The sequence below is a fragment of the Lysinibacillus sp. NPDC097162 genome (assembly GCF_044762185.1).
In the GTDB taxonomy this organism is placed as follows: domain Bacteria; phylum Bacillota; class Bacilli; order Bacillales_A; family Planococcaceae; genus Lysinibacillus.
Genome location: NZ_JBIWDT010000001.1, coordinates 1 through 21,041 on the forward strand (window position 1 = coordinate 1; position 21,041 = coordinate 21,041).

The 21,041-nt window shown below is 37.0% G+C and carries 22 protein-coding genes and 1 pseudogene; 16 read left to right on the plus strand and 7 right to left on the minus strand.

Annotation, left to right across the window (positions count from 1 at the left end):
* The 4 genes and pseudogenes from ACIQXW_RS00005 to ACIQXW_RS00020 all read left to right on the plus strand — a co-directional run.
* Nucleotides 1–362, plus strand: a pseudogene (locus ACIQXW_RS00005) (dihydrolipoyl dehydrogenase); the annotation flags it as partial.
* A gap of 122 nt (nucleotides 363–484) precedes the next feature.
* Nucleotides 485–1,267 (plus strand): SDR family NAD(P)-dependent oxidoreductase, encoded by a 783-nt coding sequence (locus ACIQXW_RS00010; protein WP_402759288.1) that lies wholly within the window; start codon nucleotides 485–487, stop codon nucleotides 1,265–1,267.
* A gap of 231 nt (nucleotides 1,268–1,498) precedes the next feature.
* Complete coding sequence (locus ACIQXW_RS00015) at nucleotides 1,499–1,942, plus strand: CidA/LrgA family protein (protein ID WP_340826065.1); 444 nt, start codon at nucleotides 1,499–1,501, stop codon at nucleotides 1,940–1,942.
* Nucleotides 1,935–2,612 (plus strand): LrgB family protein, encoded by a 678-nt coding sequence (locus ACIQXW_RS00020; protein ID WP_340826064.1) that lies wholly within the window; start codon nucleotides 1,935–1,937, stop codon nucleotides 2,610–2,612. The genes ACIQXW_RS00015 and ACIQXW_RS00020 overlap by 8 nt, the downstream gene beginning before the upstream one ends.
* 65 nt (nucleotides 2,613–2,677) lie before the next feature.
* On the opposite strand, the gene ACIQXW_RS00025 is transcribed toward ACIQXW_RS00020, so the two are convergent.
* Nucleotides 2,678–3,274: a class I SAM-dependent methyltransferase gene (locus ACIQXW_RS00025; protein ID WP_402759291.1), complete on the minus strand. Its 597-nt coding sequence runs from the start codon at nucleotides 3,272–3,274 to the stop codon at nucleotides 2,678–2,680.
* Between the two features lie 190 nt (nucleotides 3,275–3,464).
* On the opposite strand from ACIQXW_RS00025, the gene ACIQXW_RS00030 reads away from it, so the two are divergent.
* Complete coding sequence (locus ACIQXW_RS00030; protein WP_401020544.1) at nucleotides 3,465–4,253, plus strand: helix-turn-helix domain-containing protein; 789 nt, start codon at nucleotides 3,465–3,467, stop codon at nucleotides 4,251–4,253.
* A gap of 321 nt (nucleotides 4,254–4,574) precedes the next feature.
* Here the strand turns inward: ACIQXW_RS00030 and ACIQXW_RS00035 are convergent, their stop codons facing one another.
* On the minus strand, nucleotides 4,575–6,044 hold the full coding sequence (locus ACIQXW_RS00035) for an aminotransferase class I/II-fold pyridoxal phosphate-dependent enzyme (RefSeq protein WP_402759293.1): 1,470 nt from the start codon (nucleotides 6,042–6,044) through the stop codon (nucleotides 4,575–4,577).
* 146 nt (nucleotides 6,045–6,190) lie between these two features.
* On the opposite strand from ACIQXW_RS00035, the gene ACIQXW_RS00040 reads away from it, so the two are divergent.
* Both ACIQXW_RS00040 and ACIQXW_RS00045 read left to right on the plus strand, forming a co-directional pair.
* Nucleotides 6,191–7,150 carry an NAD(P)H-dependent flavin oxidoreductase gene (locus ACIQXW_RS00040; protein WP_340826055.1) on the plus strand — a complete coding sequence of 320 codons (960 nt, stop codon included), beginning with the start codon at nucleotides 6,191–6,193 and terminating at the stop codon, nucleotides 7,148–7,150.
* A 21-nt stretch (nucleotides 7,151–7,171) separates the two neighbouring features.
* Nucleotides 7,172–7,459, plus strand: coding sequence for a UPF0223 family protein (locus ACIQXW_RS00045; RefSeq protein ID WP_340826054.1), 288 nt, complete (start codon nucleotides 7,172–7,174; stop codon nucleotides 7,457–7,459).
* Between the two features lie 530 nt (nucleotides 7,460–7,989).
* Here the strand turns inward: ACIQXW_RS00045 and ACIQXW_RS00050 are convergent.
* On the minus strand, nucleotides 7,990–8,616 hold the full coding sequence (locus ACIQXW_RS00050) for a YktB family protein (RefSeq protein WP_340826052.1): 627 nt from the start codon (nucleotides 8,614–8,616) through the stop codon (nucleotides 7,990–7,992).
* Nucleotides 8,617–8,739: 123 nt separating this feature from the next.
* Here ACIQXW_RS00050 and ACIQXW_RS00055 point away from each other — a divergent pair, with 123 nt between their 5' ends.
* Nucleotides 8,740–8,937: a hypothetical protein gene (locus ACIQXW_RS00055; RefSeq protein WP_340826050.1), complete on the plus strand. Its 198-nt coding sequence runs from the start codon at nucleotides 8,740–8,742 to the stop codon at nucleotides 8,935–8,937.
* Between the two features lie 331 nt (nucleotides 8,938–9,268).
* The gene (locus ACIQXW_RS00060; RefSeq protein ID WP_402759295.1) at nucleotides 9,269–10,066 is read left to right on the plus strand and encodes an inositol monophosphatase family protein; all 798 of its coding nucleotides are present in this window, start codon (nucleotides 9,269–9,271) and stop codon (nucleotides 10,064–10,066) included.
* A gap of 54 nt (nucleotides 10,067–10,120) precedes the next feature.
* On the opposite strand, the gene ACIQXW_RS00065 is transcribed toward ACIQXW_RS00060, so the two are convergent.
* Complete coding sequence (locus ACIQXW_RS00065; RefSeq protein ID WP_402759296.1) at nucleotides 10,121–11,419, minus strand: hypothetical protein; 1,299 nt, start codon at nucleotides 11,417–11,419, stop codon at nucleotides 10,121–10,123.
* 148 nt (nucleotides 11,420–11,567) lie between these two features.
* Here ACIQXW_RS00065 and ACIQXW_RS00070 point away from each other — a divergent pair, with 148 nt between their 5' ends.
* Complete coding sequence (locus tag ACIQXW_RS00070; RefSeq protein ID WP_340826047.1) at nucleotides 11,568–13,094, plus strand: AbgT family transporter; 1,527 nt, start codon at nucleotides 11,568–11,570, stop codon at nucleotides 13,092–13,094.
* Between the two features lie 13 nt (nucleotides 13,095–13,107).
* Complete coding sequence (locus ACIQXW_RS00075) at nucleotides 13,108–14,301, plus strand: amidohydrolase (protein WP_340826046.1); 1,194 nt, start codon at nucleotides 13,108–13,110, stop codon at nucleotides 14,299–14,301.
* Nucleotides 14,302–14,525: 224 nt separating this feature from the next.
* On the opposite strand, the gene ACIQXW_RS00080 is transcribed toward ACIQXW_RS00075, so the two are convergent.
* Nucleotides 14,526–14,711, minus strand: a complete 186-nt coding sequence (locus ACIQXW_RS00080; RefSeq protein WP_340826045.1) for a DUF5325 family protein — start codon at nucleotides 14,709–14,711, stop codon at nucleotides 14,526–14,528.
* Between the two features lie 143 nt (nucleotides 14,712–14,854).
* On the opposite strand from ACIQXW_RS00080, the gene typA reads away from it, so the two are divergent.
* The 5 genes from typA (at nucleotide 14,855) to ACIQXW_RS00105 (ending at nucleotide 19,961) form a co-directional block, all read left to right on the plus strand.
* Complete coding sequence (gene typA, locus ACIQXW_RS00085; RefSeq protein WP_340826044.1) at nucleotides 14,855–16,696, plus strand: translational GTPase TypA; 1,842 nt, start codon at nucleotides 14,855–14,857, stop codon at nucleotides 16,694–16,696.
* 33 nt (nucleotides 16,697–16,729) lie between these two features.
* Nucleotides 16,730–17,128, plus strand: a complete 399-nt coding sequence (locus ACIQXW_RS00090; RefSeq protein ID WP_340826042.1) for a YlaH-like family protein — start codon at nucleotides 16,730–16,732, stop codon at nucleotides 17,126–17,128.
* Between the two features lie 285 nt (nucleotides 17,129–17,413).
* Complete coding sequence (locus ACIQXW_RS00095; protein ID WP_340826040.1) at nucleotides 17,414–18,406, plus strand: ABC transporter substrate-binding protein; 993 nt, start codon at nucleotides 17,414–17,416, stop codon at nucleotides 18,404–18,406.
* Nucleotides 18,407–19,174 carry an ABC transporter ATP-binding protein gene (locus ACIQXW_RS00100; protein WP_340826038.1) on the plus strand — a complete coding sequence of 256 codons (768 nt, stop codon included), beginning with the start codon at nucleotides 18,407–18,409 and terminating at the stop codon, nucleotides 19,172–19,174. It begins immediately after the preceding gene.
* On the plus strand, nucleotides 19,167–19,961 hold the full coding sequence (locus ACIQXW_RS00105) for an ABC transporter permease (protein WP_402759300.1): 795 nt from the start codon (nucleotides 19,167–19,169) through the stop codon (nucleotides 19,959–19,961). Before ACIQXW_RS00100 ends, ACIQXW_RS00105 begins: the two co-directional genes overlap by 8 nt.
* A gap of 229 nt (nucleotides 19,962–20,190) precedes the next feature.
* Here the strand turns inward: ACIQXW_RS00105 and ACIQXW_RS00110 are convergent, their stop codons facing one another.
* The gene (locus tag ACIQXW_RS00110; RefSeq protein WP_173477893.1) at nucleotides 20,191–20,394 is read right to left on the minus strand and encodes a YlaI family protein; all 204 of its coding nucleotides are present in this window, start codon (nucleotides 20,392–20,394) and stop codon (nucleotides 20,191–20,193) included.
* Nucleotides 20,395–20,406: 12 nt separating this feature from the next.
* Entirely contained in the window at nucleotides 20,407–20,907 is a 501-nt protein-coding gene (locus ACIQXW_RS00115; RefSeq protein ID WP_340826036.1) for a peptidyl-prolyl cis-trans isomerase, read from the minus strand.
* Nucleotides 20,908–21,041: the final 134 nt, after the last annotated feature.

Genomic DNA, 21,041 nt, shown 5'->3' on the forward strand with positions numbered 1-21,041 from the left:
GCTTCACTGATCCAGAAATGGCGACAGTGGGCTATAACGAAGATCAAGCTAAAGCTGAAGGTATTGAATATACTGCAGCAAAATTCCCATTCGCAGCAAATGGTCGTGCTCTTGCATTGAACCAAACAGAAGGTTTTGTGAAACTAGTTGCGCGTAAAGAAGATGGCTTATTAATCGGTGCTCAAATCGTAGGTGCAGGTGCATCTGATATGATCGCTGAAATGGGCTTAGCAATCGAAGGCGGCATGACTGCTGAAGATATCGCGTTAACAATTCATGCTCACCCAACATTAGGTGAAATTACGATGGAAGCTGCTGAAGTATTACTAGGCAACCCAATCCATATTGTAGCAAAAAAATAATTTAACACAGATACACGACTATAAAGCGTATACGCTTTATAGTCGTTTTTTTGTATAATTCTACTAATTTTGATACAGTAAAACTATTGAATGACTATTCGAAAAAATAGGGGTGGGACGAAATGGAATTAGGCTTAAAAGGAAAAGTGGCGATTATTACTGGGTCAAGTAAAGGTATAGGCTATTATACGGCGATGCAGCTAGTGAAAGAAGGCGCGAAGGTAGTTATTAGTGCACGTGGCGAAAAACAGCTACAAGTGGCCGCTGGATGCATTAAAAACGAAACGGGCGAAGATGTGTTATTTGTTCCAACGGATATCACAAAGGAGAAAGATTGTAAGAGACTAATAGAGCGTACAGTAGAGCATTTTGGGCGTATTGATATTGTTATTAATAATGCAGGTACAGCGTCAGCACATCCATTTGAAACGGTTAGCAGTGAAGTGTGGCAATCTGATATTGACTTAAAAGTATTTGGTGCTATTAATTGTTCCAAATATGCAGTACCACATATGCGAAAGGTTGGCGGTGGAGCAATTGTTAATGTAACGGCAGTTATGGCTAAAACGCCACCAGCAAGTTCACTTCCTACAACAGTTAGCCGTGCAGCTGGACTAGCTTTAACGAAAGCGATGAGCAAGGACTTAGGGAAAGATAATATCCGTGTGAATTCAGTGTGTATTGGCTTAATTCGAAGTGATCAAATTGAGAAGCTATGGAAAAAAGAAGCATCAGAGTTAACATGGGAAGACTATTCGCAAAAAGTCGGTCAAACGATACCACTTGGCCGCGTAGGAGAAACACAAGAAGCTGCCAATGTCATTACTTTTTTAGTATCAGATGCAGCGAGTTATGTGACAGGTACTGCTGTTAATATAGACGGCGGTTCAGGACACGCCTTATAGTTTAACGACAAATACCGATAAGCAAAATGCTCTAACATATTTACGTTTTTCATCCCATTAGGTAACATAAAAATGCAGAAAAAGCTGTGCTATTAAGACGATATTGAATGAAAAGGAGCAACCTATTAAGTTTTAGGTTGACTCCTTTTTCTATTGTTTTTCTAAAATTATAATAGACAGAAAATTCCTGCAGTTGTAGAATAAGCGTAATAGGGGGTGAAAAGAGGCGAAATGTTGAACGAAAAATTTACTATGATATTAATGCGTGCTGTCCGTATTATTGTTCAAATTGGGATTCTCAATATTTTTTATTATATTGGTGTGGGCATTGTTTCGTACTTGCACATTCCGCTTCCTGGAAGTGTAATTGGATTACTGTTATTAGCACTTTTACTCAATTTTAAAATAATTAAAGTAGAATACATTCAAGATGGTGCTGGTTTTTTAATTGGCGTTTTAACATTGTTTTTTATTCCAGCAACGGTTGGTATTATTGATTATCCAGAATTAATGTCCACAACAGGTCTATTCATTATTTTAGCTGTAATTGCCAGTACACTAATTTCCATTTATTTAACAGGAGTGCTGACCCAACTGATTGAAAAAAGAGAATTAGCGAAGAAAGAAAAAGAAGTAAATGTTGAAGACGGGAAGGGAGAATTATCTGTTGATTGAACTTATAGTTGTACTTGGTACGATAGGGTTGTTCGTTTTATTTACGAAGCTTTATCAACGGTTCCCACATCCTATAATGATTCCTTTAGTAACAACAACTATTGTCAGTGCTGTTATTTTAGTTGTCTTTAATATTCCGTATTCAACCTATATGGTAGGTGGGGAATGGCTTCAAAAAATGCTCGGTCCAGCTGTTGTTGCACTTGCATACCCACTTTATAATCAAAGAGCCATTATTATGAAATATAAGTACTCCATTCTTTCAGGAATAATGCTAGCAATGGTTACCGGATTACTTACAATTTTTATATTGTTAAAATGGATCGGTGTAAAGGATAGTTGGATGCTAACAGCCTTGCCTAAATCTTTAACAACACCTGTAGGTATGCAAGTAAGTGAAACGATTGGCGGAATTCCTCCTTTAACAGCAGTTTTTGTTATGATTGCAGGTTTTGTTGGAGCTATTATTGGACCGTTAGTTATCAAATATGGAAAAATTGATTCTGCTGTTAGTAGAGGCGTAGCGATAGGAAGCGCCTCGCATGGTGTAGGACTTGTTAAACTTAGAGAGTATGGTGAACAAGAATTATCAGTTGGCTCGCTTTCTATGGGGTTAACAGCGATTATAGGAGCGTTTCTATGTCCGCTCTTTGTTTATCTATTTATGTAATAAAAGGCCCTTTACAAGATATAATGTGCTTGTAAAGGGATGGGTCTTTTCGAAATGAAGCTTGTCTAATCTTTTTCAATTATTAATTGAATGGTATGTGCTAGACCAGTGTGTAAGCTACCTTCATTTCGTGTTTGTTCGCCTGTAAAGAAATGAATAATTTTATAGGGCTGACACCAAGTAAGTATAGAAATAGGATGATATAATAAATTTATATTCTGTGGGCCTCCTGTGGCATATGGTAGTTGATATGTGGAGTATAATTCCATCATAATGCGGCCGCCAGGTTTAACAGAATGAACTATACGTTTAAAAACGGCATGCTGCTGTTCTACAGGGAAATGACCAAAAACCATGACTGCGGCATCAAATTTTTCTATTGGTAATTCATCTTGCAGTAAATCAACAAGTTGAGTATTAACAGTAACACATTGCTTTCTTGCTAGCTGTGCTGTTTTCTCAAGACCGCTTTTAGCATAATCGAATGCAGTTACTGTATGCCCTTTAGATGCTAAAAAAACCGCATTTCTACCTTCGCCTTCAGCATAGGCTGCTACATTTACATACCCCTTTAAATAATCTACATAGTTTTCTATAAATGCATTTGGTTGTTCACCATAAACATATTCTGCCGTTTTAAAACGTTCATCCCATGTATTCATTCAATTCACTCCCTTTTTAAATATTGTAAGTAATGTCCAATACTTAATCTAATTTTTCGCTTCGTAATATAGAAATTGCGCCAAATAACATAGTTGCAACTTGAAGTTGACAAAGTGCACTCCCTGAAATATGGAATTAGTAGAATTGTTTTAATAAAATTTAATTAATAACAGAAAGGGGAGTCAAGATATGACATTTAGTGAAAAACTTTTTAAATTAAGAAAAGAGAAAGGTTTATCACAAGAGGCACTAGCTGAAAAATTAAATACTACTAGGCAAGCTATTAGTAAGTGGGAAAATGGACAAGGTTTTCCTGAAACAGAGAAACTTTTAATGCTTGGTAATGTTTTCGAAGTGTCAATAGATTACTTGCTAAAAGATACTATTGAACATAGCCATGAAGATAGCAATGGTTATTATGTAAGTAAAGAAATGGCGGAAGGTTATGTATTATCTCAACGTAAAATTTCCAAATATTTCGCTATAGGTTTTAGTCTACTTATTATATCCACTATACCTTATTTCCTTTTTAAACAAGATCCATTAATTTATACCATTCTTATTACGATTATTGTTGTTCTTGGAATTGGAATGATTACAGCGGGCTTTATAGAGGAAGATCGGTATTCAATTCTTAAAAGAGAAGCATTAATATTTGACCAAAATTATTTAAAAGAATTGAGCATAAGATACGAAGAGGTTAAGAAAAAAAATACGGTGATTATGGTAGTGGGAGTTTGCTTAATTGTAGCAGGTGGTATTTCCTTTTTATTAGTAAAAAAAGAATTTGTAGCACCAGAAGTTTTAATACCTTATTATCCATTGTTAATTGCTTTCATTGCAGTTGGTGTTTACATGTTAATTCGTATATTATCAATTATCGATTCTTATCGAATACTGGTGAAAAATAAGGAACATATTCAACGCTTAAGTAATACAGTGCTGCATAAATTGAGAAAAAAATTAAATAACTTCTAACCATTACAGTGAACAGGTTTAGTAAACATAATTAGGATTTATGAAGAACTGGTAACTGAATACTTTAAGACATTAAAAAGCTACCTCTTCTATAGTTACAAGGGGTCAGAGTGTCGACAAAAGGTATCAAGAAATTTAACTTGATACCTTTTATCTTGTTGATTGGAGTGGGAGCGGCGTCTCCTGCTTAGTGCGCATAAACCGCGCGCTAGCAAGAGTTGCAGCTTACAGTGTGCTGAGCGGAAAGCCGTAGCACGTAACTGAAATCAACAACACTTAAGACTGTATTTAGAAGAGGTAGCTTTGAAGTTTTAAATTATTTTAAATAATCGCTCTGCGTTCTTTAATAACACGAATCGTTTTTAATGTTGTATCTTCTGGTCCTTGAACTGGTAAACCAGCTTCAATATTCATTTGAATGTAATGAATATTTTCTTGCGTAATTATTTCCCCGGGAATAAAAATTGGAATTCCAGGTGGATAAACCATTATGAATTCAGCGCAAATACAATTATCCGCATCTGCAAGAGGTACTACCTCTGTATCTGCATAAAATGCATCACGAGGTGACATTGCAAGTGCTGGGATTTCAGGTACATTGACTACTGCTTCTGTAATGGCAGCTTCTGAATCGAAAGCTTTTGACATACGACTTAATGCATTAATAAGAAGATTAATTTCTTTTTTTGTATCTGCTAATGTCACTAAACATAAAATGTTATATAAGTCTGATAATTCCACTTCTATATTCGCATTGTGACGAAGCCATTCCTCAGCTTGATGGCCTGACATACCTAAGTCTTTTACACTAATTAATAGCTTCAATGGATCCATATCAAATGTTGCTGATGAGTGAAGTTTTTCCTTACCAGCACATTTTAAATGTGGAATTTGGTTAATGCGTTTACGTGCATCTTTTGCTAAACGAAGTGCATCACCAATTAAATCATAGCCATGAATTGCTAGCTGACGACGTGCTGTGTCAAGCGATGCAAGTAATGGGTAGGATGTTGATGTTGTTGTGAGCATCGAGAAGACTGCTTGTACACGTTTTGCGGAAACTAGTCCCTCACGTACATTTAAAATTGAAGTTTGCGTCATAGAGCCTCCAAGCTTATGTACGCTTGTTGCAGCCATATCTGCGCCAGCCTCCATTGCAGAGTAGGGTAGCTCGTCATGGAATTTAATGTGTACCCCATGCGCTTCATCGACAACGACTGGTATATTACGACGATGGACAATTTCGACAATGCGTTTTAAATCCGCTGAGAAGCCGTAATATGTTGGATTAATGACTAGAACAGCCTTAGCGTCTGGATAAGCATTTAATGCCTTTTCAACCGCTTCCGCTGAAATACCATGAGAAATGCCATATTCGCTATCTACTTCAGGATGAATAAAAATAGGAATGGCACCAGCAAAAACAATCGCTGACATAATGGATTTATGAACATTCCGTGGTACTAGAATTTTATCACCTGGACCGACGACGGTCAGGATCATCGTCATAATGGCGCCACTAGTACCTTGTACGGAAAAGAATGTATGATCAGCACCAAAAGCTTCTGCAGCAAGTGCTTGTGCATCCTTGATTGCACCTTTTGGTGAATGTAAGTCGTCTAGTGGAGCAATGTTAATTAAATCGATTGATAAAACGTTGTCGCCGACGAATTCTCGGAAAGCAGGATCCATACCGTGCCCTTTCTTATGGCCTGGAATATGGAACTGAATTGGATGTCTGTTCCGATGTTTTAGTAATACGTCGAACAATGGAGTCTCTAATTGTGACAACGCAGGTACCACCTCACTTTTATAATATCTAAGAAAACAAATGAATTATAGCACCTAACGACATGAAAAAATAGACTTTAATTAAAAAAATAAAGGGATTTTTTCATGATTACGAGAAGTTAGTATGGTACGAAAGGAGAGATTCGATGAATTGGGAGACACGTATCACCGAACTTTTAAAAATAAAATATCCAATTATTCAAGGAGGATTAGCTTATTTAGCTTATGCAGATTTAGCAGCCGCGGTGTCGAATGCTGGCGGTCTAGGGCAAATAACTGCTATGAGCTTACGAGATCCAGACTTATTGCGTGCAGAAATCCATAAAGTAAGAACATTAACTGATAATCCATTTGGAGTGAATTTTGCTATCGGAATGCATGGCACAGGCTATGAGGATATGGTGCGAGTAGCTGTTGAAGAAAATGTACCCGTTGTCACAATGACGGGTGGAAATCCAGCTCCGATATTTGATTTACTTGAAGGAACAAATATAAAAAAACTTGTACTTGTTGCAGCTCGTAGACAAGCTCAGAAAGCGGAAGAGCTTGGTGCAGATGCAGTAATGGTAGTGGGACAAGAAGGTGGTGGACATCTTGGTCGTGACGATGTCGGGACTATGGTGCTTGTACCACAAGTTGTGGATAGTGTGAAAATTCCTGTGATTGCGTCTGGTGGTATTGGTGACGGTCGTGGCTGGATGGCAGCACATGCACTCGGTGCAGAAGGCATTGAAATGGGGACACGCTTTATTGCTACAAAAGAATGTGTAGATGCATCACAAGCATATAAAGAGGCGTTACTCATTAGTTCAGAGGCAGATACAACTGTTATTAAGCGTTCTATTGGGGCACCAGCAAGAGCGTTACGCAGTAATTTCACAGAGAAAATTTTAGAAATAGAGCGTGAGACACCTACTTATGAAGCATTGAAAGATTATATTAGTGGGAGTGCTAATAAGCGTTTTATTTATGATGGAGAAAAGGATGCAGGCATTGGTTGGGCAGGACAAGTTACAGGAATGATTCAAGATATTCCAACAGTGGACGAGCTCATTACACGAATGGTTGCAGAAGCGGAAAGTATCCGGGTAAAATGGGGACAGTAATGTAAAGGTGGTAAAGTCCAAATGGAATATTCTTATCCGTTTTCAATTGATTGGTCGACTGAAGAGATTGTTGATGTTGTTAAATTTTTTGAAGGCATCGAGCTTGCTTATGAAAAGGGCATTAAACGTGAAGTGATGATGGCAAAATATCGTCGCTTTAAAGAAATTGTTCCTTCACAAGCTGAGGAAAAAACAATTTTCCGAGAATTTGAAGAAGCAAGTGGCTATGTAAGCTATCCAGTTGTGAAACAAGCAAAAGAGGCAGCTGATGGAACGTTAATTAAAGTAGTTCCAAAGCAACGACGTTAAAATCGTCGCGGCCAAAAGTGAGAATGGTGTGCTAGGATATTTCCTAGCATGCCTTTTTAGTTAAGAAAAAACCCGCAAAGCTTTCTGTAGGAACCGTTATTAACGATAATACAACTAACTATGCAAAAACTCTGCTTAGCCTGTGCCTACGAAAAGCGAAGCGGATTTCTTATAGCATTTTTATTTGAAATTTTATTAAATCACTATGTGAAATATTGTGTTAATTAATGAAAATTTGCATAAACTACAGCAATATCGATTTCTGTAACAAAATGTTCACGGACGATCGTTCAACACCTCGTCCACACGCTCAATGCGATAGAACTAATGTCAAATGATATAAAAATTATCATACCCTCAATATGCATCGTCAATACATCTTAAGCTGTGCTGGGCATTTCCTCAAAAGACCTACATTAAGACCTCGTCCATATGTGTAAAACCTTATAAAATTCGGGTTTCACAATCTTTCAATTATACTTGTTCAAGTAAGATTTTTATTCCACATTTTTATGATGAGACTCGACAAATTATTTTCCTTGAATAATTTTATAAATAGGAAGTAATGTTTGGAATGTTTCTTCTGTCAGTTGTTGGAACTGTTTAACAGACATTTTTATCGCTTCTTCTTTTGGAATATGACGTCCAACTAAAAATTCCCCTTTTTTAACATCACGTAGACGTATAAGCAATTCTTCTAATTGTTCTTCTTTAGCGTCTTGTAAGGAAATCGCAGCAGGCGACATATGATCCCCAGAAACAATAAATTCATCCGGAAGCTGTTGTAACAAGGTTTTGTTGGCTAGCAAACGCTCTGCCATTAAATTTTTTTGCGGTGCTTCATAAATAATAGCCAAGACGATGAATAAATGTGTGCTCCAAAGACCAATCTGAAAGTGAGGCAACGCTTTATAACCTCTTTTATAAGGAGCGAATGCAACCCAACTGTCATTTGGTGGATTAACCGTTCTGCGGGCGTGTTTTGCTACATGGGGATAAAATTCTTCCCCTAGGTGGCTGGAAAAGAAGGCGGAGAAGTTTTCTCCTAGTTTATTGAATTTTGGTCGTACACAGGATTCTAAAGCATCCATCCGTTGTTCTAAACCGTTTATTTGAAAAACATTAAAGTCTTTATTAGTCCATTTTAAGGTAGACATTTTTAGTAACTCCTTTCGATTATAAGGTTTATTTTATTAAAAAAATGGGAAAAAATCTTATAACAAGAACTTTATCGAATAGTATAAGGTTTTGTAAAAAAATAAAAAAGGGAAGTGACTTTTATGAAACAAGTCGTAAAAATTATACGTAAAGTTGACATTGAAAAGCAATATGAACGCATTCTACAATTAGAAATTGATTATGAATTAGCCTCACTATTTTCTGCGATGAATGAGAAAGATGAGGGTGAAATAGCGAAAAGTAAAAAGCGACTAGTCGAAATACAGATGGAGCTGGAAAGTTTGCACGCCTATGCGTAAAAAAAAATTAACCCCCATATAAAATCACTTGCTGAATATTCTGACAGCAGGTGATTTTTGTTGTTATAAAGGTTAAAATAGACAATATATCATAATAGAATTTATTGTTTTCATTTTTTAGTGCGTGACATTGCACATTAAATGGTCTGAAAGGTGTAATATAATACATAACTCACGCTTTCTGTTAATGGGTATACTATTTTGATGACTAGAAACGGGTTAATGTATGTATTGTGTAGCGTACAGTAGCTATGTCGCTCGAATGGTAAGGACTAGCAAAATGCGTTGTGCAAGAGCGTGAATGTTTTCTATATTCGAGGGGTGGGTTTTTATGGATTTAAAGCAAATCGATCAATACGCGAAAAGTATCATTGTTGAAGCAGCTAAACGTATTCGTAATGCATTTTCATATAATTTAGTGATCGAGACAAAATCGAATGCGAATGACCTTGTTACAAATATAGACCGAGAAACAGAATTATTTTTTATTGAAAAAATTAAATCTTTTGACCCTACCCATAAAATTTTAGGCGAAGAGGGAATGGGAGAAAAAGTCGAATCGTTAGATGGTGTTGTATGGATTATTGATCCGATTGATGGAACAATGAATTTTGTAAAGCAACATCGTCACTTTATGATTTCTATTGGCATATTTATTGATGGTTTAGGGAAACTTGGTTACATATATGACGTAATGCGTGAAGACTTATTCAATGCAGTTGCTGGAGAAGGTGCTTGGTATAATGCATCACCGCTGCGCAAATTACAGCCTGTGAAAATTGAAGAATCTGTTATTGGCATTAATGCACATTGGGTAGCACCAAATCGACATATACATCATGAAAAAGTAATAGAATTAGTTCGAAAAGTGCGAGGTACGCGTTCTTATGGCTCCGCTGCAATGGAAATTGCCTTTGTTGTCAGTGGGAAACTAGATGCCTATGTGTCGATGCGACTATCTCCTTGGGACATCGCTGGAGGAATAATCATTGCTCAAGAAGTTGGAGCTATCACAACAAATTTACATGGGGAAGGCTTTGACTTCCTACATCAGGATACATTTATTATTGCTAACCCTGCCATTCATCAAGAATTATTAGGAAAATATATTGTGCCTTATGATGTATAGCTTTTACATAAAAACTGTTTAGGAATATTTTCCTAAACAGTTTTTTTGTTGACGCTAATATAAATTGAGTTGATAGTATTTTTTTGGACGTCCCCGTGTAGTTGAAGTAAGACTTGGTAATTCGACCGCTAAATTCTTTTCATGGAGTTGTTTTAAAATGCGATTTGCAGAGCGCACAGTGATACCTAAATGTGTGCTTAACAGTTCCCCGTTGACGATAGTTGTTGCTAATTTTTCCATAACAGCCTCGATTTTTTGCAATTGCAATAAAGGGATATCATGGGCAGCGCTTAATTTTTTTAAGCACTGCTGTTTTTCGTTATCAAACTGCAATAAAGCTCCGTATAGTAACGGACCAATTTCTTTTGCATTTTCAATAATATAGCCCTGTGTTTCCTTTGAAGAACAGAGTGTTGCAGCCTTTTTTGCGAAATTCTGACTTTCGGTTAGAGAGTTACCAATGCCCCAACCTATTTTTACAGGAAATAGTAATTTTTCATCTAAAAAATCTACGAGTTGACAACGTGTATAATCATTGGTTGTCATTAAAAATTGCTTATAGGTTGTGATGATGGCGATATAAGAAGCTTCCCGATGCACTATAAAGGTGCTGTCATACAGTTGCTTAAAATCTAAAATGGCTTTGTATAAAGCAATTTGCCGATATTCCAATTCATCTATATTGGATTTATCTATCGGTATTAAAATATGTACAACGACTACTTTATTTTGCTCAAGTTGGCGAAGGTGTAGCTGATTTACCAACTGATCCAATGTTAATTGCATGGCATGGAGTGAAGGATGAAAAGCGATAAACGGTATATTTTGGTGTGCCAATCGCTCCCGCATCTCTGCAATACGAGTAAAACTTAAATCTACTTTATTGTCGCGATGTAACTGAATATGCCAGTTCCCAACTTTATCTATAATATCGTTGCTTGCGTACTCATTCATAGTTTGACTAAAAAGATAAGGCTGTCTTCCCATTGACCATTCATGAATGCCGAGATAGTCGTTTTCCTCATAACAAAAATCAATGGCAATTCGATTCATAGCAATTTTATTCTCATAAAATAACTCTGTTAAAGCACGGTAAAAATCACGTTCTGAAATATCAAAATAGAGCATAGGTATACCCATGTTTGGAAAATTTGTTTGTGTAAAAAAGTATGGAATTTGCCCGCTAAAAAGTGCACCGTCTCCTGCTGTTAAATGTTGCTCTAACAGTGTATATAAATGTTCATAATCTGTGTAGGAATGGTAATGGAATTCGCAAAAAGATGGTTTAATTTTTTCAAGTTGCTGTACCCATGAGAGGGATAATTTAGCAGTGAAAACATTAATTTTATACATAGTATTATCTCCTTAATTTTAAATTAAATATTGAAAATATTCTAAAAATATGGTTTCTTTGTATTAAGGACACATGCTATCAATGTCTTAAAATAGTGTTAGATTGAATAGCATAAGTCGAATTTTAAAAATAGAAGGAGAGGGATTTATGCAAAAAAAATCAGACACTCTAAAGAAATCCTGGATTGATAAACTGCTAGATAACATTGAAAGGGCAGGTAATAAATTGCCTGATCCAATTACGCTATTTATTATTTTAGCAGGTATTGTGCTTGTTTTATCATGGATATTATCCATTTTTGGTATTTCAGCGGTTCAACCGGGCACTGAAAATGTCATACAAGTAAAAAATCTGTTGAGTCAAGAAGGTCTTATATTAATCTTAACGCAAATGGTATCGACATTTACAGGTTTTGCTCCTTTGGGATTAGTAATCGTAACAATGATTGGTATTGGTTTAGCAGAGCAAACAGGACTTATTTCAGCTGTTATGAAAAAGCTTGTAATGTCAGCTCCTACAAAATTAATTGTGCCATTTATTATTTTCACAGGTTTAGTTGGTAATCTAGCTGCTGATGCAGCATTCATCATTTTACCGCCAATTGCAGCAATGATTTTCATGAGCATTGGCCGAAATCCACTTGCAGGTTTAATTATTACATATGCAGCCGTAGCTGGGGGCTTTAGTGCAAATATTTTAATTAGTTCACTAGATGTATTATTACTAGGAATTACTGAATCCGCAGCGCATATTGCAGACCCAGAATATACTGGACGAGCAACAATGAACTATTACTTTTTAATTGCTTCGACGTTTTTATTAATCGTCATTGGTACATGGGTTGCGAAAAAGTTTACAGAGCCTCGCTTTGGCATATTTGAAGGCAAGGTTGAAAAGTTAGAGCCACTAACAGCTTTAGAAAAACGTGGTTTATTATGGGCAGGTATTGTTACAGTCATTTATATTGTAGTAATTGCATTTACGGTCATTCCGTCGAACGGTCTTTTACGCGATCCTGAAACAGGTGGCTTTTTAAATTCACCGTTCATGTCAGGCATTGTACCGATTATGTTATTTTTCTTCCTTTTACCTGGTCTTGCCTATGGTATTGCGGCAAAAGAAGTGAAAAATGACAAGGAAGTTGCTGAGAAAATCTTTAAATCAATTTCTGATATGGCTCCATTTATTGTCTTAGCATTTGCTGCTTCACAAATGATTGCCTTTTTCAACTGGAGTAATATCGGTGCCATATTAGCTATTAAAGGTGCAGAACTTTTACAAGCATTAAATTTTACAGGTTTACCGATGATGATAGGATTTGTATTAATTTGTGCGTTCGTTAACTTATTAATCGCCAGTGCATCTGCAAAATGGGCATTACTTGCACCAATTTTCGTACCAATGTTCCTATACTTAGGCTATTCCCCGGCTGTAACGCAGATGGCATATCGTGTAGGGGACTCAATTACAAACCCAATTACACCGATGCTTCCGTATTTCGCCATTTTGCTCTCATTTGCCAAGCGCTACGATAAAAATATCGGTATTGGCACACTCATTTCAGCGTTACTACCGTTTTCTGTGTTCTTTGCAATCGGTTGGATTCTACTGTTTGCCATTTGGTTCTTACTTGGTTTACCACTTGGACCTGGAGATTATATATACTTAAAATAAGGAGTGTTAATCTATGACAGTTTTACAGCAAGAGCAGTTAATTGATTTATTAAAACAATATGAAGAGGAAATGATACAGCTTCGTCGTCATTTCCATGAAAATCCTGAACTTTCGTTTGAAGAAGTTGAAACACCGAAAACTATTGCGGCATTTCATCGCGCATTAGGACATGACGTACGTGAAGGTGTTGGTGGCAATGGTGTTGTGGCGAAATTAGTAGGCGGTAAGCCAGGAAAAACAGTAGCATTACGTGCAGACTTCGACGCTTTAGCTATTACAGAAGAAACAGCTTTGCCTTTCCAATCAAAAATTAAAGGGCGTATGCATGCTTGTGGACATGATGGACATACAGCTTCATTATTAATTTTAGCGAAGGCATTTAATCAAATGAAAGACAACTTAGCTGGAACAATTGTGTTTATTCATCAACATGCAGAGGAACTTGCACCAGGTGGAGCGAAATCAATGATTGCGGATGGTTGTTTAGAAGGTGTGGATGTTATTTTTGGTACACATTTATGGGCACCAACAGAACTTGGAAGGGTGCAGACAGCAATCGGACCATTTATGGCTGCGGCTGATGGTATCTACATTAAGATTAAAGGAAAGGGCGGTCATGGCTCAAACCCGAGCGATACGAAGGATTCAATCTTGCTTGCAGCGCAATTTATTACAAATTTACAACAGCTTGTGTCTCGTCGTATAAATCCATTGCGTCCGGCGGTAGTATCGGTAGGTCATATTGAGGCATTAAATCCTTTTAATGTAATTGCAGACCAAGTCTACATGAAAGGAACTGTACGTACTTTCCATGAGGAGGAGCGCGATTTACTAGAACGTGAAATTGAGGAGCTATTAAAGGCAACATGTTATTTAACAAAGGCGGACTATGAATATGAGTATCGTCGTGGTTACCCACCAGTTGTTAATCATGCTATAGAAACAGAACATGTAATGGCATCTGCAAGAAAAGTAACAGATGTGACGGCGGTTGAATTCGTAGACCCAACTATGGGTGGTGAGGATTTTGCATACTATATAGAGGAAATTCCAGGGGCATTTTTCTTTACGGGAGCAAAAAATCCAGAATGGGAGGAAGTATATCCCCACCATCATCCAAAATTCGATATTGATGAACGCTCATTGCGCATTGCAGCAAATGTTTTAGGACAAGCAACTTTAGATTACCTAGCAAAAGACCATTAAAGAAAAGTGTCACTTGTTTGATTGAATGCTGAGGAGATAGTTGCAAAGCGTTAAATAATATTTTTGAGCAATAGGAATTATAAACAAACACGAGTCATTGTCTACAATGGACAATGACTCGTGTTTTCTACAGTATGGAAGGAGTTGCCTAATAATGTACAGCTCCTACTGTGATAATGTGTCATTTTGGACACATAAATGTTGTTAGTAAGCGAATACTAACATTAAAGTAAGCCTTGTTCTCGCAGTTTACGCTTCATTTTAAATGCTGTCATGAAAATGACACAAGTAGCGACAATGCCTGCTATTACACCAAATGTATTACTTGCTGCTACTGAATACCCGATAGAACACATTGCTAGTACAGCTGCTAGTGCATAAATGGCCATTACGATTTTTCCACGATTCATAATCGAGCGCCCCCTAATTTATAATAAATTTGTGATTGAAAATATTTTTTTAGAATGATAGAAATTCTAATAAGGACATTTACATCCTTCTTGTGCTATAATATCACAGTTAAACATTCGAAAAAAGAATATGGAGTGGAATAATGACAAACTTACGTCAAGATCTTCGCAATATCGCAATTATCGCCCACGTTGACCATGGTAAAACTACTTTAGTCGACCAATTATTAAAACAATCAGGTACATTCCGTTCAAACGAACGTGTTGAAGAACGTGCAATGGACTCTAATGATATTGAACGTGAACGCGGTATTACGATTTTAGCTAAAAATACAGCAGTAAACTATGAAGGAACTCGTATCAACATCCTTGATACGCCTGGACACGCTGACTTCGGTGGTGAGGTAGAACGTATTTTAAAAATGGTAGACGGCGTTTTACTAGTTGTCGATGCGTATGAGGGTTGTATGCCACAAACACGTTTCGTACTTAAAAAAGCATTAGAACAACGTTTAACACCAATCGTTGTAGTTAACAAAGTAGACAAAGATTCTGCTCGTCCACTAGAAGTAGTAGATGAAGTGCTTGAATTATTCATCGAGCTAGGTGCAGATGACGATCAATTAGACTTCCCAGTTGTTTATGCTTCAGGTGTAAATGGTACAGCTTCGTTAGACGCTGATCCATCTAAACAAGAAGAAAATATGAAATGTCTATTTGAAAAAATCATTGAGGCTATTCCAGCACCAGTTGATAACTCAGAAGACCCATTACAATTCCAAGTAGCTTTACTTGACTATAATGACTTCGTTGGACGTATCGGTATTGGCCGTGTATTCCGCGGTACAATTTCTGTAGGTCAACAAGTTGCACTGATGAAATTAGACGGTACAGTGAAAAACTTCCGTGTAACAAAAATCTTTGGTTTCTTCGGTTTAAAACGTGAAGAAGTAGAGACAGCAAAAGCTGGTGACTTAATCGCCGTTTCAGGGATGGAAGATATCAACGTAGGTGAAACAGTTTGTCCTGTTGAACACCAAGAAGCGCTTACGCCTTTACGTATCGATGAGCCAACTTTACAAATGACTTTCTTAGTAAACAATTCTCCATTTGCAGGTCGTGAAGGGAAATGGGTTACTTCTCGTAAAGTAGAAGAGCGTTTACGTGCTCAATTACAAACGGACGTTTCTTTACGCGTTGAAGATACGGATTCTCCAGATGCTTGGACAGTTTCAGGTCGTGGTGAGCTTCACTTATCTATCCTGATTGAAAACATGCGTCGTGAAGGTTTCGAATTACAAGTATCAAAACCTCAAGTAATCGTGCGTGAAATCGATGGTGTGAAATGTGAACCATTCGAACGCGTTCAAATCGATGTACCTGAAGAAAATGTTGGTTCTATTATTGAATCTATTGGTACACGTAAAGGTGAAATGCTTGATATGGTTAACAACGGCAGTGGTCAAGTTCGTTTAACGTTCTTAGTACCAGCTCGTGGATTAATCGGTTATACAACTGAATTTATGTCGATGACAAAAGGTTTCGGTATTATCAACCATACGTTTGATTGCTACCAACCATTATTACCAGGAAAAATTGGTGGTCGTCACCAAGGCGTACTTGTTTCAATGGAAACTGGTAAATCAACAACTTATGGTATGATGCAAATTGAAGACCGTGGTACACTGTTCTTAGAGCCAGGTACAGATATTTACGAAGGTATGATTGTTGGAGAAAATACTCGTGACGCTGATATCACTGTAAATATTACAAAAATGAAACAAAAAACAAACATCCGTTCAGCAAATAAAGACCAAACGAATGTTATTAAAAAACCACGTATTTTATCTCTAGAAGAAGCTCTTGAATACTTAGGTGATGATGAGTACTTAGAAATCACACCAGAATCTATTCGCCTTCGTAAAAAAATTCTAGATAAAAACGAACGTGAGAAAGCAGCGAAAAAATTAAAAAACGCTGAATAATAATTTTCCGCTGAAATGAAAGGAAGAGGAGTCTTGGATATAAAGTCCGCTTTATTGGGTGAACTAAATGTTATTCAAGTTGCTACACCTGTAAATGCGGAGGAAACAACAAAGGTTTATGAAAGAATGGCTGGTATAACAAGATTTTTATATGAAAATTTACCGAGCTATGAAGTTGCAGGCTATGTTGTATTCCTTCTAGTGTTTGCACTTTCTGCAATAGTCTATAAATTAGGCTTTGCAAAAAAGTTAAAGCTATCTCAAAATATTGTCATTTATGTGTTCCTATTTTTGGGATGTATTATGTTGACATTTTTCGCGTTATTCCTACCTATGATTGAAGGCCTCATCGTAGCGGCGTTAATTTTAATTGTATACAAAACACGTATGTGGCGAGAAAAAAGAGAAGAGCAACAAGCTGCCAATCAATGAGAGTAGCTTGGCTCCTTTACCGTAAACAGTCTTAGCATTTATTTGCTAAGGCTGTTTTCTTTTTCTATCGTTAATAAAATAGTTCGATTGTTGTTTGCTAGTTTCAAATAAAGGGCAGAAAACGATTTGGACAAATATGCATGTTTGAATAGATTCTTCATTATAGCGCATTCGAAAAGGGTTTATTTTCCATTATATTTTTATTAAATATGGTAGGCACCGAAATCTTTGTATGTGAATAAGTTAGTCTCGATAGGCTATTTATCAAATCAAGGAGGAAATGGAATGCGTTGGCTTAAAAAAGGTTTGTTATTTAGTGGTATTGCTTTGTTGCTCCTTTCGTTGGCAGCGTGTAATAAAGCTGAGCTAGAAAAAGTAAAAGTCGGAGAAGTGACGCGCTCGATTTTCTATGCGCCACAATATGTAGCGCTTGAAAAAGGGTACTTTGAAGAAGAAGGCCTTTCCGTAGAGCTACAAACTATTGCTGGTGGCGATAAAACGATGACAGCGTTACTATCTGATGGTATTGATATTGCTTTGGTTGGATCTGAGACATCTATTTATGTCACTGCTCAAGGTGCCAATGATCCGATTCAAAATTTTGCGCAATTAACACAGACAGATGGCACATTTTTAGTAGCACGTGAAAAGATGGAGAATTTTTCATGGGATGATTTAAAAGGATCTACATTTTTAGGGCAACGTAAAGGTGGAATGCCACAAATGGCTGGCGAATTTGTCCTAAAAAAGCATAGTATTGATCCTACGAAAGATTTGACACTTATTCAAAATATTGATTTTGCGAATATTGCTACAGCCTTTGCTTCTGGGACTGGGGATTATGTACAGCTGTTTGAACCGACAGCAAGTGTATTTGAAAAAGAAGGTAAGGGCTATATTGTTGCATCATTTGGTACAGAATCAGGTCATTTACCATATACATCCTTCATGGCAAAAAGTAGTTATTTAAAGGATGATGCTAAAACAGTGCAAGGTTTTACAAATGCGCTGAAAAAAGCACAAGATTTTGTACAGGAAAAAAGTTCAGCAGAAGTGGCAAAAATAATTCAACCATACTTTGAAAATGTAGACGTTTCTTTAATTGAAACAGTAGTAGAGCGCTATAAATCACAAGGCTCCTACGCGACAGATCCGATTTTGGATGAAGAAGAGTGGGATAATTTACAAACAATAATGGAGGAAGCAGGTGAACTTCCTCAACGAGTAAAATATGAAGACCTTGTGAATACGAAGTTTGCAAAAAAGGCTGCGGAGTAAATGGATTTTTTAAAACTAGAACATATTCACCATAGTTATTACTCCAGTACGCAGGCGAAGGAAGTTTTACGTGACATTAACCTAAATATTCGTGAAGGTGAATTTGTTTCCTTTATAGGGCCAAGTGGCTGTGGGAAAACGACTTTATTGTCTATTATTGCTGGGTTGTTTCCTGCAACAGAGGGCAAGGTATTTATTGATGGGGAAATCATCGCACCACACAATCAATCGCTTATTGGCTATATGCTTCAGCAGGATTATTTATTTCCGTGGAAAACGATTGAGGATAACGTCACAATTGGTTTAAAAATAATGCAGCGGGATAAAAAGACGCATAAAGTAACTGCAAATGCGCTCTTACAAGAAGTTGGTTTACCTCATGTCGGAAGTTATTATCCGAGAGAATTGTCAGGAGGAATGCGTCAACGCGTTGCACTAGCAAGGACATTGGCAGTTAATCCGAAAATTTTACTGCTAGATGAGCCGTTCTCAGCACTTGATTATCAATCTAAATTAAAGCTTGAGGACTTAGTTGTCGAAACATTAAAGGCCTATCAAAAAACCGCGATTCTTGTCACACATGATATTGGTGAGGCAATTGCGATGAGTGAACGAGTTTTTCTCTTCTCAGCCAATCCTGGTACGTTACACAAAGTGTTTGAAATACCTTCTGCGTTACAACAGCTATCCCCGTTCGATGTAAGGCAGCATCCAGCATATACAGAAGTATTCCAAACGATTTGGAAGGAGCTGGAGAGCCTTGGATAACACATTGTTTAAACAGTATCAACAATTGCTAAAAAAGGAAAAACGCTTTGTTCGATTATATCAAATTATTATTTTAATCGTCTTTTTTGGAGGGTGGGAGTTACTATCAAGGCTTGAATGGATTGATCGTTTAATCTTTAGCTCGCCCACAAATGTATGGCATACGTTCATTGAAAAAGTAAGTGACGGCTCGCTAACATTACATGTTGGTGTGACGTTAATGGAAACAGTTATCGGCTTTATTGCAGGTACATTATTAGGGACTTTGATTGCAACTCTTCTATGGTGGTCTCCGATGTTATCAAAAATACTTGATCCGTATTTAGTTATTTTAAACGCAATGCCGAAAGTAGCGTTAGGACCGATTTTAATTGTAGCGCTTGGCCCAGGATATTTTTCGATTATAGCAATGGGTGCACTAATTTCAATCATTATTACAACAATTGTAGTTTACACCGCCTTTAAAGGTGTTGACCCAAATTATAGTAAAGTATTGCAAACTTTTGGAGCTTCTCGTTGGCAAACTTTCAAAGAGGTTATTTTGCCCGCGTCATTTCCAACAATTATTTCGACTTTAAAAGTGAATGTTGGATTATCGTGGGTAGGTGTTATTGTCGGTGAGTTTTTAGTTGCTTCAAAGGGACTTGGCTATTTAATCATTTATGGCTTCCAAGTATTTAACTTTAATCTTGTCCTTATGTCACTGCTCATTATCGCTTTCTTTGCGACAATCATGTATCAAGTTGTCGAATTGATCGAAAAAGTGATTATTAAAAATAATGGATAATTAAAAAACGCAAAACCTGTTTTCATAAGGTTTTGCGTTTTGTGCTGTTAATTTCCGCTCCAGGCGTGCGCTTTCAGCGGGCACAGCGTAAGCCTTGACCGTCGCTAACGCGCGGATTGTTGCGTCTTACGTAGTGTGCGTTCCCGCAGGAATCTAAGTGGACTTTTACTTACCGTACAGGCAAAGAATTCAGAATTGTTTGAGTGCCTGACACTTTAAATGGCACTTATTAAAATTCTTTATCCATTTGTGGTGAGGTACGATAAAAACGGAAGTTACCCGTTTCAATTCTCGTCACCGTATTTTCTTTAATACGATCGTGGCATGTGTCGCACATATACGTATGAATTGGGCGATTACGTAGTTTTTTTGCTAACGGTAAATCATCATCTAACTGGTTAATAGTATCGCAAATGACACATTTTACGCGCATCGCATTCCCTCCCTATTCCGCACGAACGGCTAATACATTTTTGATAGGGTTGTCAACATTTGAACCGTCTCCAAATAATATATGGACAGGGCCATCTTCGGATAAAGGTTTGCCATCCTGGCTGTATTTAAAAATTAATGTCTGTGCTTCTGCAATTGTAAATGCGTGTTCTTCGCTGTCTTTGCATTCAATGACGATTTTTGTCGCCTCTGGTTTAAGTTCAGCATTTTTCAAGAAATGACTTAATTCGATACCGAATGTACCTGTTTCCATCCCTTTACGATCGAATTTTCGTTCTGATTTTAAAGTTGGTGGGAAAGTAGCACCTTCCATAATTTCGCGTGACCAGTGAGCACCGACTTCACGCATATATTTTGTATCCGCATCTTCCTCTACTTCTCTTGCTTGGAAGTACGTATTTAAGTCTAGTTTACGATCGTCAAAAATCCAAACAGTTGGATCTAATGTAAGCTGATACGAAACTGCACCCTTGATAGGAATAATTGTTTCCATAATAGAAATCCTCCTCAAATCTTGTATATCCATGAATTAGTATAACGCTAATGCAAGGAGATAATAAAGAAATATAATTTGGATTCTTTATTTTCCTACGAAGACACTTGCATTTTTATCGACTAAAAGATAAA